This is a genomic window from Paraburkholderia unamae (assembly GCF_003096875.1).
GTDB classification, from domain to species: domain Bacteria; phylum Pseudomonadota; class Gammaproteobacteria; order Burkholderiales; family Burkholderiaceae; genus Paraburkholderia; species Paraburkholderia unamae.
In genome coordinates, this window is sequence record NZ_QEOB01000013.1 from 210,266 (window position 1) to 224,800 (window position 14,535).

Sequence of the window (14,535 nt, forward strand, 5' to 3'; positions counted from 1 at the left end):
GTGAAACGAAAGGCGAAGGCTTCGGGCCGGTTCCCGCTAGCAGGCCCTAATCCATCGCCGCGTGGCTCGTATCGACGGAAGCGGCGCTCGAACTGGGCCGGATCACGAGGAGCAGCGGAATCACGAGCAGCGTGGCCACGAACATCATCTTGAAGTCGTTCAGATACGCGATCATCTGCGCCTGCTGCGTGATCGACTGGTTGAGCACGGCAAGATCGTACCGCGATCCGCTTTCGAGCATCGGCTGGATCGCAGGGTTGAAAGGCGTGATGTTCGCGGCGAGGTCCGAGTGCGCGATCTGCGTGCCGCGCGTGACGAAGGTCTGCACGATCGAAATGCCGATACTGCTGCCGATATTGCGCATCAGGCTATAAGTGGCCGTGCCGTCCGCGCGCAATTGCGGTGTAAGCGTCGAGAAAGTGAGCGCGGAAAGCGGCACGAACACGAAGCCGAGACCAAAGCCCTGCACCACGCCCGGCCACACGATATCCGAAGTCGACAGCACGAGCGTGTACTGCATCATCTGCCACAGCGCGTACGCGGAGACCACGAAGCCGAACAGCAGCATGGCGCGCGCGTCCACGTGCTTCAACATGCGCCCCGCTATGAGCATGGCGACCATGGTGCCCGCGCCGCTCGGCGCGGTCACGAGCCCCGTGGTGGCGACGGGATAGCCCATGAGGTTTTGCAGCATGGGCGGCAGCAGCGCGCGCGTGGCGTAGAGCACGGCGCCGATCACGAAGATGAAGAAGGTGCCCGTTGCGAAGTTGCGGTCCTTGAGCAACTGATAGCGAAAGAACGTGCCGGGCCCGGAAGTCGCGGTGTGCGCGATAAAAAATGCGAAAGCGATGGCCGCCATGATGGCTTCCACGCGGATTTCGAGCGAGCCGAACCAGTCGAGCTGCTCGCCGCGGTCGAGCAGGGCCTGCAACGCGCCGATGGCAAGCGCGAGGCTTGCAAATCCGAACATGTCGAAGCGCTGCTGGCGCAGCGGCTCGCGCGCGGGCAGAAACGTCGAAACGCCGAAGAACGCGAACAAGCCCACGGGCACGTTGATGAAGAACACCCAGCGCCAGTTGTAGCTGTCGGTGAGCCAGCCGCCGAGCGTGGGCCCGAGCACGGGCCCGACCATCACGCCCATGCCCCAGACCGCCATGGCCTGCCCCTGGCGCTCGCGCGGGTTGATGTCGAGAAGAATGGACTGCGAAAGCGGCACGAGCGAAGCGCCGAACACGCCCTGGAGCAGCCGCGAGGCGACGATTTCGCCGAGCGTTTCCGAAAGCCCGCACAGCGCCGAAGCCACCGTGAATCCCCCAATGGCCACGCCGAGCAAGCGCTTCACGCCATAGCGGTCGGCCAGCCAGCCCGTGAGCGGCGTAGCGATTGCGGCCGCAACGATATACGAGGTGAGCACCCACGTGATCTCGTCCTGCGAGGCCGACAACGCGCCCTGCATGTGCGGCAGCGCGACGTTGGCGATCGTGCTGTCCAGCGTCTGCATCAGTGTGGCGAGCATGATCGAGAGCGTGATCATGCCGCGGTTGAGCGGAGCTTCCTTGCGTGGCTCCGCCCGATGCTGCGCGGCGGCGCCGTCCTGCATGACTGCGGTCATCGTGCAATGGTCGTGCGGTTGTCGGGATTGGGGGCGGAGCGCGTGGAAATAATAAGCCTGCTTATTATACGACTCGCGCCTTTGGACGCAATCGGTATCGATGCGGTGTTGTTGCCGTGCCGCTGCGGGCGTCAAGACGTGCGCCCGCGCATTCGCGGCGGGACGCTCCCTCGTATAATCGCGCGATGACTACCGACCTCGAAAAGCGCTTTGGCTTCCTGGTTGTCGACGTGGGCCGTCTTTTCGGCAAACGCTACGACGAGCTGGCGAAGTCGTCGCTCGAACTCACGCGCGCGCAGTGCCGCATGATCGCCTACCTCGCGCACTACGGCGACATGAACCAGGCGCGCCTCGCCGAACTGCTCGAAGTCGCCCCGATTTCCGCCGGGCGGCTGCTGGAGCGCATGGAAGAAGGGGGCTGGGTCGTGCGCACGCCCAACCCGGAAGATCGCCGTGAATTGCAGGTGAGCCTCACGCCCAGGGCCGAAGGCGTGCTCTCGGGCGCGCGGCGCGTGGGCGACGAGGTGCAGGCGGAAGCCCTGGCCGGCTTCACGCCCGAAGAGGCGGAGCAGTTCAGCGCCATGCTCCAGCGCGTGCGCACCAATCTCGGTGCGCTCGTGGAGCGTTAGAGAAGCTTACTTGCCGGCGGCTTTGCGTTGCCGCCACAGGCACAGCAAGTCGCACGCGAGGTGCGCGGCCGCGAGCGCCGTGATCTCGCTCTGGTCGTAGGCGGGCGCCACTTCCACGACGTCCGCGCCAATCAGGTTCACCGCTTCGAGCCCCCGCACGATGGCCAGCGCCTGCGCCGACGAAAGGCCGCCCGCCACCGGCGTGCCCGTTCCGGGTGCGAAGGCCGGGTCCAGACAGTCGATGTCGAACGTGAGGTACGCGGGCCGCTCGTCCACGATCGACAGAATGCGCTCACGCGCCGCGCGCGGGCCGTGCTCGTGCACCCATGCGGCGTCGAGAACATGCATGCCGAGGAAGTCGTCGTTCCACGTGCGGATGCCGACCTGCACCGAGGTATCCGGATCGATCAGCCCTTCTTTCACGGCCTTGTAGAACATCGTGCCATGATTGAGGCTCTCGGGCGCGTCGTCGGGCCAGGTGTCGCAATGCGCGTCGAAGTGGATCAGCGAGAGCGGCCGCCCATATTTTTCCGCGTGAGCGATGAGCAGCGGGTACGTGATGAAATGATCGCCGCCGAAGGTCAGCATCTTCGCGTTCGAGCGCAGGATCGTGCGCGCATGGTCGACGATCGCGGGCTTGATCGTCAACGGATTGTGCGCGTCGAACCAGCAGTCGCCATAGTCGGTCACAGCGAGCGTCTCGAACGGATCGAAGCCCCACGGGTAGGGATGCAGTTCGGCAAGCTGCACGCTCGCCGCGCGGACGGCCGAGGGACCGAGGCGCGCGCCGGAGCGAAACGTCGTGGCGAGATCGAGCGGCACGCCTGAAATCGCGACGTCCACGCCGTTCAGTTCACGCGTGTAGTTGCGGCGCATGAACGACAGCGCGCCCGCATAGGTGTTTTCGATCGACGAGCCGTGAAGCGAGGGGCGGCGGAACGCGCCGTCGCCATGAAGCGTGTCAGTCATGCAGGAACCCCGGTAAGCATTGCGTGAAGCCGTGCAGAAAAGCGCGGCGGCGGCCCCGAGGGGCACGCCGCCGCGTGTGCCGAACGCTGCCTCAGCGCAGACGCACGAGCGTGGACTTGAGCTCCGTATACTTTTCGAGTGCGTGCAACGACTTGTCGCGACCGTTGCCCGACTCCTTGAAGCCGCCGAACGGGAAATTCATGTCGCCGCCTTCGTCGTAGCAGTTCACCCACACGGTGCCCGCGCGCAGGCGGCGCGCGATCTCGTGCGCGTGCGTGAGATTCGCGGTCCATACGGCCGCTGCAAGCCCGTAGTCGCTGTCGTTGGCAATGCGCACGGCCTCGTCGATCGTGCTGAAGGTGATGACCGAGAGCACCGGCCCGAAGATTTCCTCGCGCGCGATCTTCGCGTCATGGTGCGTGTCGAACACCGTGGGCTCCACGTAGAAGCCGCCGCTCTCCACGTTCACGCGCTCGCCGCCGGTCAAGAGCTTCGAGTCCTTGCGGCCCGCTTCGATATAGCTCAGCACGCGCTCCAGCTGGATCTTGTCGACGATGGCACCCATCGACACTTTCGGATCGAGAGGATTCCCAGGCTTATATGCCTTCGCGGCTTCCACGAGTTTCGCGAGGAACTCGTCCTTGATGTCACGATGCACGAGCAGGCGCGAACCCGCCGTGCACATCTCGCCCATGTTGTAGAAGATCGCGCCCGCCGCCGCGTTCGCCGCGCGGTCCAGATCCGGACAATCGGGCAGCACGATGTTGGGCGACTTGCCGCCGAGTTCGAGCCACACGCGCTTGAGATTCGACTGGCCCGCGTACTGCATGATCTGCTTGCCCACGTTGGTCGAACCCGTGAAGGCAATGCAGTCCACGTCGCGATGCAGGCCGAGCAGTTTGCCAGGCTCGCCGCCGCCCGGCAACACGTTGAACACGCCCGCTGGAATGCCGGCTTCGTGCGCGAGTTGCGCCACGCGAATGGCGGTGAGCGGCGACTTTTCCGAAGGCTTGAGCACGACGCTGTTGCCCGCGGCGAGCGCCGGGCCGAATTTCCACGCGGCCATCAGGATCGGGAAATTCCACGGCACGACGGCGGCCACCACGCCAATGGGTTCGCGCGTGACGAGGCCCACGAGATGCGGGTCGGCGGGCACGACTTCGCCGCCCACCTTGTCGATGGCTTCCGCATACCATTCCACGCAGTAAGCGGCACCCGGCACGTCCACGCTCGTGGTGTCGCCAATGGGCTTGCCCGCGTCGAGCGTTTCGAGCAGCGCGAGTTCTTCCAGGTGCTCGCGCATGAGCGCGGCCCAGCGCAACAGGATCGCCTTGCGTCCGCGCGGATTCAGCCCCGCCCACACGCCTTTTTCGAACGCGCGGCGCGCCGCGCCCACAGCGGCGTCGACATCCGCCGCGCCGCAGTCGGCCACGCTTGCCAGCACGCGCCCGTCAATGGGGCTCACGCAGTCGAACGTGCGGCCGGAATAGGCGTTGCGATACGCGCCGTCGATGAATGCGCGGCCTTCGATCGAGAGCGTCGCGGCCTTGTCCTGCCAATAAGCGAGAGTTTTCTTTTCCATCAGGATGCCTCAATGATTTGCGATTCGCCTTGCCTGCCGCATTGCAGCAAAGCATGTGGCAAAAGGCGAACCGGGTACGCGCGACCCGGAGGGTCAGAAGGTGGGCGGCGAGTTCGCCGACACCACTTCGCAGACTTCGTTCGCGCTGGGATTGCGAAACCGGTGCGGAAAACGGCTTTCGAAGTAGTAACTGTCGCCGGGGTCGAGCAGCCACGTCGTGCCGTCCACGGTCAGCTCAAGCTGCCCCGCGACCACCACGCCGCCCTCGTGCCCCGCATGCGTCAGCATTTCCGGGCCCGTATCGGCAAGCGGCTGATAGACCTCGCGCATGATGCCCATGTTGCGGTCTTTGATGTTGGCGCCGGCCAGATAGAACTCGATGGACTCATTGCCGAGATTCGGCATTTCGCCGCGCCGCGACACGACGTCCGAGCCTTCGCGCAGGTCGAACGTGAAAAATTCGGCAAGGCTCATAGGAATGCATTCGAGCAGCTTCTTGAGCGAGCCGACCGAGGGACTGACACGACTTTGCTCGATCAGCGAGATCGCGCCGTTGGTCACGCCCGCACGCTTGGCGAGCTCGCGCTGCGACAAACCGTAGCGTTTGCGAACATAACGCAGTCGCGTGGCGACTTCGGACGACACAGAGGAAGACTCGGACACGATGAAGAACCGTTGGCTAGGAAGACGCGCGTGCACGGCGCGGTGGACGTGTTGAATATTCTAATCAGTTTGCTTTATTTTGCGTCAGTACAAACCCCTGTAAGTTATTCGAAATATAAGAGCAGATGCCGATATTTCGCAGAGCGTTCTATTTCACAAGGCTCTCGGGGAAAGTGCTGACATCAAAAAGTTGAAAAAATAATTGACGCCCTTTTTGGCTCGTATATGCTGAAACACAGGTCGAAGATTGCATCGTTTCTGTCGCGTTGCAACGCAAAAAGCGCGTTTTATGCGAGAAACATAGCAAGTCGGCCGGGTCTGGAAAGCGATACATCGATGTCGTTCAATGTGTAAAGCCGCAATGAAATTGACGACCTCGAATGCTTGAACCCGACATCCTTCAACGTAACCAGTCGAGTGTTATTGTGAGAGTCCGTGGCCCTCTGGTGAGGTGGGATCGTAGTCATGCGAGGTGTCTTCGCAGTGACTGCGCCGCCCTCGCCGACGGCAGTAGCGGCAGGCTTGCCTCTCGCCTGTTCCTGTCCGTCTTCACGATCCTTTCGCGTCGCTCCGTGCGGCGTCATAACTCCGTTTCCGCACGCGCCTTCATTGCCGTCCACACGGACGAAGTCGCGTCGCTTCTGCCCTAGCGCCTCTCCTTCCTGCGCCGTTCGTTTTCTTCGCCGTCGTTCGTCCGCGAGGTGTCTCGTCGCGCCTGAACGATGTGGCTGTGCGCGCCTGAATACCGTCGCGCCGCATAACGGCAGAAAACGAACCGCTTACATGATCTCCACGCGCAGCGCCATTCGTTAGCGTCGCTGCCCGGAGCACACAGGGTTGCAGTTTTGCGTCCAGCAAGACTGCAAGGTCATGTCACGCCCGTCGCATCGTTTCAAACCGCGCGGGCAAGGAAGTGAATCATTAGTCATGCGAACCAGACCATTAGTTGGCGTCACTGCCGACCGCACGATGATGGGACCGCACGCTTCGCACGTCGCCGGCGAGAAGTACCTTGCCGCCGTGGTGGACGGTGCGCACGCGCTTGCGCTCGTGCTGCCCGCGCTCGGCGAGCGCCAGGCGGCGGCGGACATCGTCGAAGCCGTGGACGGCCTGCTTTTCACGGGCAGCTATTCGAACGTCGAGCCGCATCGTTATGGCGGCCCAGCGAGCGAAACCGGCACGCTGCACGACCCCGCACGCGACGCCACCACATTGCCGCTCATGCGCGCCGCGATCGAGGCGGGCGTGCCGGTGCTCGCCATCTGCCGCGGCTTCCAGGAAATGAACGTCGTATTCGGCGGCACGCTGCATCAGCAAGTGCATGCCGTCGCACGCTATGACGACCATCGCGAGAACAAGGACGATCCGCTCGACACGCAATATGGTCCGGCGCACGCGTTGAAGCTCGTGGAAGGCGGTGTGATGCAGCGACTGGCAGGCGGCGCACGCGAAGCGCGCGTGAACTCGCTGCACGGCCAGGGCATCGAGAAGCTGGGTGCGGGCCTCGTGGCCGAGGCATTCGCACCCGACGGCCTCATCGAAGCCGTGAGTGTGGCGAACGCCCGCAGCTTTGCCCTTGGCGTGCAGTGGCACCCCGAGTGGAAGCACGCCGACGACGCGCTCTCAACCGCCATCTTCCGCGCATTTGGCGAAGCCTGCCGCAACTGCATGCTGGCGCGAATACCGGGCGGGGCCGGACACGACGTGGCGCATGCGCCGCGCACCGCCCACGCCTGACACCGGCCCAAACAGAACAGAGAGAAAGATCATGCATGAAATCGACGAATTCCTGAAAAAGCACCACATCACCGAAATCGAAGCGATCATCCCCGACATGGCGGGCATCGCGCGCGGCAAGATCATTCCGCGCAGCAAGTTCGAATCGGGCGAGGCCATGCGCTTGCCGCAAGCCGTGATGATCCAGACCGTGACCGGCGACTATCCCGAAGACGGCAGCCTCACGGGCGTCACCGACCCCGACATGGTGTGCATGCCCGACCCCTCGACGATTCGCATCATTCCGTGGGCCGTCGACCCCACCGCGCAGGTGATTCACGACTGCGTGCACTTCGACGGCACGCCTGTCGAGATTTCACCGCGCCGTGTGCTGCGCCGTGTGCTCGAACTGTACGAAGCGAAGGGCTGGAAGCCCGTGATCGCGCCGGAGCTCGAGTTCTATCTCGTCGACATGAACAAGGACCCGGACATTCCGCTCACGCCGCCCGTGGGCCGCACGGGCCGCCCCGAAACGGGCCGCCAGGCGTATTCGATCGAAGCGGTGAACGAGTTCGACCCGCTCTTCGAAGACATTTACGAGTACTGCGATATTCAGGGACTCGAAGTCGATACGCTGATTCACGAAGTGGGCGCGGCGCAGATGGAGATCAACTTCATGCATGGCGACCCGCTCAACCTCGCCGACCGCGTGTTCCTCTTCAAGCGCACGGTGCGTGAAGCGGCGCTGCGCCACCACATGTACGCCACGTTCATGGCGAAGCCCATGGAGAACGAACCGGGCTCGGCCATGCATGTGCACCAGAGCCTCGTTTCGGCGGAAAGCGGCCAGAATCTCTTCACGGGTTCGGACGGCAAGCCCACCGACATGTTCTACGCGTATATCGCCGGCCTGCAAAAGTACACGCCCGCGCTCATGCCGATCTTCGCGCCGTACATCAACTCGTACCGCCGTCTTTCGCGTTTCATGGCCGCGCCGATCAACGTGGCCTGGGGTTACGACAACCGCACGGTGGGCTTCCGCGTGCCGTACTCGTCGCCTGCCGCGCGCCGCGTGGAAAACCGCATTCCCGGCGTGGACACGAACCCGTATCTCGCCATCGCCGCGACGCTCGCGGCCGGTTATCTCGGCATGACGCAGCATCTCAAGCCCACCGAACCACTCGTGAGCGACGGCTATTCGCTGCCGTACCAGCTACCGCGCAATCTCGAAGAGGGCCTCACGCTGATGAGCGCGTGCGAGCCGCTCAACGGCATTCTCGGCGAGAAGTTCGTGCGCGCCTACCTCGCGCTCAAGGAAACCGAATACGAAGCGTATTTCCGCGTGATCAGTTCGTGGGAACGCAAACACCTGCTGCTGCACGTGTAACAGACCAGGAGGATTGGAAAATGAGCTATCGGATCGACGCCCCCGCGAGCGCGATGCAGGAAGTTCCCACGACGCTGCGCGCGCAGACCGCACGCACGACGAGCGAGTACCGCGCGCTGGACGCCGCGCACCACATTCACCCGTTCTCGGACATGGGCTCGCTCAACAAGGCGGGCAGCCGCGTGATCGTGAAGGCGAAAGGCGTGTACCTGTGGGACTCGGAAGGCAACCAGATCATCGACGGCATGGCCGGACTCTGGTGCGTGAACGTGGGCTACGGCCGCAAGGAACTGGCCGACGCCGCCTACCGGCAAATGCAGGAACTGCCCTTCTACAACACGTTCTTCAAGACCACGCACCCGCCCGTCATTGAATTGTCGGCGCTGCTCGCGCAACTTTCGCCCGAGCCGTTCAACCACTTCTTCTATTGCAACAGCGGCTCCGAAGGCAACGACACGGTGCTGCGCATCGTGCATCAGTTCTGGCTCACGCAAGGCAAGCCCTCGAAGAAAGTCGTCATTTCGCGCAGGAACGCGTATCACGGTTCGACCATCGCGGGCGGCACGCTCGGCGGCATGGGCTACATGCACGAGCAGATGCCCTCGAAGGTCGAGAACATCGTGCACATCGACCAGCCGTACTTCTACGGCGAAGCGCAAGGCAACATGACGCCCGAGGAATTCGGCCTCGCGCGCGCCCAACAGCTCGAAGCGAAGATTCTCGAACTGGGCGCCGAGAACGTGGCCGCCTTCATCGGCGAGCCGTTCCAGGGCGCGGGCGGCGTGATCTTCCCGCCTTCGACGTACTGGCCGGAAATCCAGCGCATTTGCCGCAAGTACGACATCCTGCTGTGCGCCGACGAAGTGATCGGCGGCTTCGGCCGCACGGGCGAATGGTTCGCGCACCAGCACTTCGGCTTCGAGCCCGACCTCATCACCATGGCCAAGGGCCTCACGAGCGGCTACGTGCCGATGGGCGCGGTGGGCATCCACGACCGCATCGCGAAGGCGCTTATCGAGCACGGCGAGTTCAATCACGGGCTCACGTATTCGGGGCACCCGGTTGCCGCGGCGGTGGCGGTGGCGAACCTCAAGCTGCTACGCGACGAGGGCATCGTCGCGAGCGTGAAGAACGATACGGGCCCGTACTTCCAGCAGCGCCTGCGCGAAACGTTCGCCAACCATCCGATCATCGGCGACATTTCGGGCGCGGGTCTCGTGGCGGGCCTGCAACTCGCCGAGGATCCGAAGGCGCGCAAGCGCTTCGCGAACGGCGGCGACGTGGGCACGATGTGCCGCGACTTCTGCTTCAACGGCAACCTCATTATGCGCGCCACGGGCGACCGCATGCTGCTCTCGCCGCCGCTCGTCGTCACACGAGGTGAGATCGACGAAATCGTGTCGAAGGCGAAGAAGGCCGTCGACGCAACGGCGCAACAACTGGGTCTTTCATAACGCGACTTGTCCACGGCGGGCGGTACACAACGGGGTGTCAAGCCGCCCGCCGATCTTCACCTTCAGGGGTAAACAACATGAGTGTTAGTCATCTTCGTCATGCGGTCGCGATCGCGGCCCTCGCTGCGTGCGCGGGCCTCACGGCCACTTCGAGCGCGCCCGCGCGGGCGGCCGACGGCGATCTGAACGTCTATAACTGGTCCGACTACATTGCGAAGGACACGATCCCCAACTTCGAAAAAGAGTCGGGCATCAAGGTCAAATACGACAACTACGATAGCGACGACACGCTGCAAGCCAAGCTGCTCGCAGGCAGCTCGGGCTACGACATCGTTGTGCCGACATCGAACTACATGGCCAAGCAGATCCAGGCCGGCGTGTACCAGAAGCTCGACAAGTCGAAGATCCCCAACCTCGCGAATCTCGATCCGGTGCTCATGCACATGATCGCCGACGCCGATCCGGGCAACCAGTACGGCGTGCCCTGGGCGTTCGGCACCGACGGCATCGGCTACAACAAGCAGGCCGTCGAAAAGGCGCTCGGGACCAGCGCGCCGGTGGACAGCTGGGCGCTCGTGTTCGACCCGCAATACCTTTCGAAACTCAAGGGCTGCGGCGTCTCGTTCCTCGACCAGGCCGTGGACGTGTTCGCGGCAACGCTGCAATACATGCACAAGGACCCCAACAGCACGAACCCCGGCGACTACCAGGCGGCCTTTGAAGTGCTGAAGAAAGTCCGCCCGTATATCACCCAGTTCAACTCGTCGGGCTATATCAACGACCTCGTGAACAACGACGTTTGCGTGGCGGTGGCGTGGTCGGGCGACGTGGGCATCGCGCATCGCCGCGCCGAGGAAGCCAAGCGCTCGTACGAGATCAAGTTCTCGAACGTCAAGGAAGGCGGCCTGCTGTGGTTCGATGTGATGGTCGTGCCGAAGGACGCCCCGCACCCCGAGAACGCGATGAAGTGGATCAACTACATTTCGGACCCGAAGGTCAACGCACAGATCACCAACGAAGTGTTCTACCCGACCGCGAACAAGGCCGCGCGCCAGTTCGTCACCCCGGCGGTTGCGCAGGACACCACGGTCTACCCGCCGGAAGACGTGCTCAAGAAGATGACGCTGATGAAGCCGATGCCGGCTGAGATTCTGCGGCTCGAAAACCGTCTGTGGGCGCAGTTGAAGACCGGCCACTGACACCCTGATTTCCCTGAAGGAATCAAGAAGGAGCAGAAGGAGACAACGCGCGGAAGAGGGATCGCTCGACCCCTCTCCGCCTGAAGTGCGCAATTCCGAAGTCCGGCCGCGCAGCGCCGCCCCCCTTTTCTGACGACGCGCGCGAGCCTTTACCGAGCTCCGTTCGCAGTACTTAAGTTCGCGAGTCGCGCCAGCGCCCCGTGCGGGCCGGCTCGCGCCTGAAAACCGCGTACTGCGACCAGAAAGGAACCAAGGTCACATCATGAATCCGACGTCCAAAGTCAACGCCCCAGAAGCTGTGCGCGTGAGCGCGACCCCGGCAAAGAACGACGCGTTCGTGCGTATCGAAAACGTCGTCAAGAAGTTCGGCGAAAGCACCGCCGTGGACAACGTAAGCCTGAACATTGCCAAGAACGAGCTCTTTGCCCTGCTGGGCAGCTCGGGCTGCGGCAAGTCCACCCTGCTGCGCATGCTCGCAGGCCTCGAAACGGCCACGTCGGGCCGCATCTTCGTCGACGGCGAAGACCTCGCGACGCTGCCCCCGTACCGCCGCCCCGTCAACATGATGTTCCAGTCGTACGCGCTCTTTCCGCACATGAGCGTGGAGTCGAACGTCGCGTTCGGCCTCAAGCAGGAAGGCGTGCCCAAGAACGAGATTCGCGAGCGCGTGGCCGACGCGCTGAACCTCGTGCAGATGGGCCGCTATGCCAAGCGCAAACCGCACCAGCTTTCCGGCGGCCAGCAGCAGCGCGTGGCGCTCGCGCGCTCGCTCGTCAAGCGCCCCAAGCTCCTGTTGCTCGACGAGCCCATGTCCGCGCTCGACAAAAAGATCCGCCAGAAAACGCAGCTCGAACTCGTGAACATCATCGAGAAAGTTGATGTCACCTGTGTGATGGTCACGCACGACCAGGAAGAAGCGATGACCATGGCCAACCGGCTCGCCGTGATGAGCGAAGGCCGTATCGTGCAGATCGGCTCGCCGAGCGAAGTCTACGAATTCCCCAACAGCCGCTTCTCCGCCGAGTTCATCGGCTCGACCAACCTGTTCGAAGGCAAGGTCGTCGAGGACGAGCCCGACCACATCTACGTGGAAAGCGAGGACCTCGAAGCGCGCATGTATGTGAGCCACGGCGTGACCGGCCCGCTCGGCATGCCCGTGGGCATTTCGGTGCGCCCCGAACGCGTGCGCGTGACGCGCGAAAGGCCGGGCACGCCGCACAACTGGGCGCGCGGCGTCGTGACCGATGTCGCCTACATGGGCAGCTACTCGCTTTATCACGTGCGCCTGCCCGGCGGCAAGGTGGTCGTCTCGAACCTCTCCAGCTCGCACCTCATGAACGACGGCGCGCCCGCCTGGAACGACGACGTCTATGTCTCGTGGTCGCCCGCCAGTGGCGTCGTGCTCACGCAGTAAGGAGAACGGAACATGAGTACCTCTCTTCCCGCTTCGTCGGGGGCAACGTCCGCAAGCGGCCATGCGCGCCGCCCGGCAATCGTGCGTTTGCTCTCGCGTTTCGTGCCCTCGGGCCGCTCCGCCGTGATCGGCGTGCCGTTCGTGTGGCTCACGCTCTTCTTCGCGCTGCCCTTCGTGCTCGTGCTCAAGATCAGCTTCGCCGACCAGGTGATGGGCATTCCGCCCTACTCGAACCTGGTCGAGATGAAGGACGGCATGGTGCACTTCGCGCTGCAACTGAGCCACTACGCGTTCTTGCTCCAGGACAGCCTCTACATCGCCACCTATATCAGCTCGCTGAAGATGGCGGCCGTGTCCACATTCTTCTGCCTGCTGATCGGCTTTCCCATTGCCTACTACATCGCGCGCTCGAACCCGGCCACGCGCAACCTGCTCATGATGGGCGTCATGTTGCCGTTCTGGACGTCGTTCCTGATCCGCGTCTATGCGTGGATCGGCATTCTCAAGGACGACGGCCTGCTCAATCACACGCTCATCGCCATCGGACTGATTCATTCGCCGCTGCGCCTCTATCACAGCGACGCGGGCGTCTATATCGGCATGGTCTATTCGTACCTGCCCTTCATGGTGATGCCGCTCTACGCGCACCTCGTGAAGATGGACCTCACGCTGCTCGAAGCCGCCTACGACCTGGGCGCAAAGCCCTGGGTGGCGTTCACGCGCATCACGCTGCCGCTCGCGAAGAACGGAATCATCGCGGGCAGTCTGCTCGTGTTCATTCCCGCGGTTGGCGAGTACGTGATCCCCGAACTGCTCGGCGGCGCCGACACGCTCATGATCGGCCGCGTGATGTGGGACGAGTTCTTCAACAACATGGACTGGCCGATGGCCTCCGCCGTCACGGTGGCGATGGTGCTGCTTCTGCTCGTGCCGATGGCGGTCTTTCAGTACTACCAGGTCAAGGAACTGGAGGAAGGCAAATGATCAAGCCCAACCGTACGCTCTCCACTGGCGTTCTCACTTTCGGGTTTCTGTTCCTCTATATCCCGATCATCAGCCTCGTCGTGTACTCGTTCAACGAGTCGAAGCTCGTCACAGTCTGGTCCGGCTTCTCGCTGAAGTGGTACGCGGCGCTGTTGCAGGACGACGAGTTGCTGAGCGCTGCCTGGCTCTCGCTCAAGATCGGCCTCATGACGGCGTTCGCCTCGGTCGTGATCGGCACGTGGGCGGGGTTCGTGCTCGCGCGCTTCGGGCGCTTTCGCGGCTTCACGCTCTACACGGGCATGATCAACGCGCCGCTCGTGATTCCCGAGGTCATCCAGGGCATTTCGCTGCTGCTGCTTTTCGTCGCGCTGGAGCAGATGCTCGGCTGGCCCAAGGGTCGCGGCATCGTGACCATCTGGATCGGCCACGTCATGCTGTGCGTCTCGTACGTGGCGATCATCGTGCAGTCGCGCGTGAAGGAGATGAACAAGTCGCTCGAAGAGGCCGCGCTCAATCTCGGCGCCACGCCGCTCAAGGTGTTCTTCGTCATCACGCTGCCGCTCATTTCCCAGGCGCTGCTCTCGGGCTGGCTGCTCTCGTTCACGCTCTCGATCGACGATCTCGTGCTCTCCGCGTTCCTTTCCGGGCCGGGCTCGACCACGCTGCCGCTCGTCGTGTTCTCGCGCGTGCGCCTCGGCCTGAATCCGGAGATGAATGCGCTTGCCACACTCTTCATCACCGCCGTCACGCTCGGCGTGATCGCCGTGAACCAGTTGATGAGCGCGCGCGAGAAGAAGCGCATGCGCGACATGCAGCTCGCCTTCGTCCAGCCCGATCCCGCCGAAGCCATCACGCCGGCCGCGCCCGCCGCAGCGATCGGCTCGCCCATCGGCCGGCGCGCCGCCTGATGAGGACTGCCAGATAAC

General features: G+C 63.4%; 13 protein-coding genes. 9 read left to right on the plus strand and 4 right to left on the minus strand.

What is annotated here, in order from left to right; all coding sequences use genetic code 11:
* Positions 1-46: 46 nt before the first annotated feature.
* Positions 47-1,534, minus strand: coding sequence for an MDR family MFS transporter (locus tag C7402_RS26590; protein ID WP_181565535.1), 1,488 nt, complete (start codon positions 1,532-1,534; stop codon positions 47-49).
* A 263-nt stretch (positions 1,535-1,797) separates the two neighbouring features.
* On the opposite strand from C7402_RS26590, the gene C7402_RS26595 reads away from it, so the two are divergent.
* The gene (locus tag C7402_RS26595; RefSeq protein WP_112170838.1) at positions 1,798-2,241 is read left to right on the plus strand and encodes a MarR family winged helix-turn-helix transcriptional regulator; all 444 of its coding nucleotides are present in this window, start codon (positions 1,798-1,800) and stop codon (positions 2,239-2,241) included.
* Positions 2,242-2,247: 6 nt separating this feature from the next.
* Here the strand turns inward: C7402_RS26595 and speB are convergent, their stop codons facing one another.
* From speB to C7402_RS26610, 3 genes are all read right to left on the minus strand, one after another.
* Entirely contained in the window at positions 2,248-3,210 is a 963-nt protein-coding gene (gene speB, locus C7402_RS26600) for an agmatinase (RefSeq protein ID WP_116612770.1), read from the minus strand.
* Positions 3,211-3,301: 91 nt separating this feature from the next.
* Entirely contained in the window at positions 3,302-4,792 is a 1,491-nt protein-coding gene (locus C7402_RS26605; protein ID WP_116612771.1) for an aldehyde dehydrogenase, read from the minus strand.
* 93 nt (positions 4,793-4,885) lie between these two features.
* Positions 4,886-5,437 (minus strand): cupin domain-containing protein, encoded by a 552-nt coding sequence (locus C7402_RS26610; protein ID WP_112170835.1) that lies wholly within the window; start codon positions 5,435-5,437, stop codon positions 4,886-4,888.
* A 443-nt stretch (positions 5,438-5,880) separates the two neighbouring features.
* Between C7402_RS26610 and C7402_RS47800 the strand changes: the two genes are divergently transcribed.
* The 8 genes from C7402_RS47800 (at position 5,881) to C7402_RS26650 (ending at position 14,517) form a co-directional block, all read left to right on the plus strand.
* Positions 5,881-6,105, plus strand: a complete 225-nt coding sequence (locus C7402_RS47800) for a hypothetical protein (RefSeq protein WP_112171111.1) — start codon at positions 5,881-5,883, stop codon at positions 6,103-6,105.
* A 277-nt stretch (positions 6,106-6,382) separates the two neighbouring features.
* The gene (locus C7402_RS26620; protein ID WP_116612772.1) at positions 6,383-7,192 is read left to right on the plus strand and encodes a gamma-glutamyl-gamma-aminobutyrate hydrolase family protein; all 810 of its coding nucleotides are present in this window, start codon (positions 6,383-6,385) and stop codon (positions 7,190-7,192) included.
* A gap of 31 nt (positions 7,193-7,223) precedes the next feature.
* Positions 7,224-8,558, plus strand: a complete 1,335-nt coding sequence (locus C7402_RS26625; protein ID WP_112170833.1) for a glutamine synthetase family protein — start codon at positions 7,224-7,226, stop codon at positions 8,556-8,558.
* A gap of 20 nt (positions 8,559-8,578) precedes the next feature.
* Positions 8,579-10,012: an aspartate aminotransferase family protein gene (locus C7402_RS26630; RefSeq protein ID WP_112170832.1), complete on the plus strand. Its 1,434-nt coding sequence runs from the start codon at positions 8,579-8,581 to the stop codon at positions 10,010-10,012.
* A gap of 77 nt (positions 10,013-10,089) precedes the next feature.
* Complete coding sequence (locus tag C7402_RS26635) at positions 10,090-11,211, plus strand: polyamine ABC transporter substrate-binding protein (RefSeq protein ID WP_116612773.1); 1,122 nt, start codon at positions 10,090-10,092, stop codon at positions 11,209-11,211.
* 262 nt (positions 11,212-11,473) lie between these two features.
* On the plus strand, positions 11,474-12,625 hold the full coding sequence (locus C7402_RS26640) for an ABC transporter ATP-binding protein (RefSeq protein ID WP_112170830.1): 1,152 nt from the start codon (positions 11,474-11,476) through the stop codon (positions 12,623-12,625).
* Positions 12,626-12,637: 12 nt separating this feature from the next.
* Positions 12,638-13,609 carry an ABC transporter permease subunit gene (locus C7402_RS26645; RefSeq protein ID WP_112170829.1) on the plus strand — a complete coding sequence of 324 codons (972 nt, stop codon included), beginning with the start codon at positions 12,638-12,640 and terminating at the stop codon, positions 13,607-13,609.
* Positions 13,606-14,517, plus strand: a complete 912-nt coding sequence (locus C7402_RS26650) for an ABC transporter permease subunit (protein ID WP_112170828.1) — start codon at positions 13,606-13,608, stop codon at positions 14,515-14,517. Before C7402_RS26645 ends, C7402_RS26650 begins: the two co-directional genes overlap by 4 nt.
* Positions 14,518-14,535 lie beyond the last annotated feature (18 nt).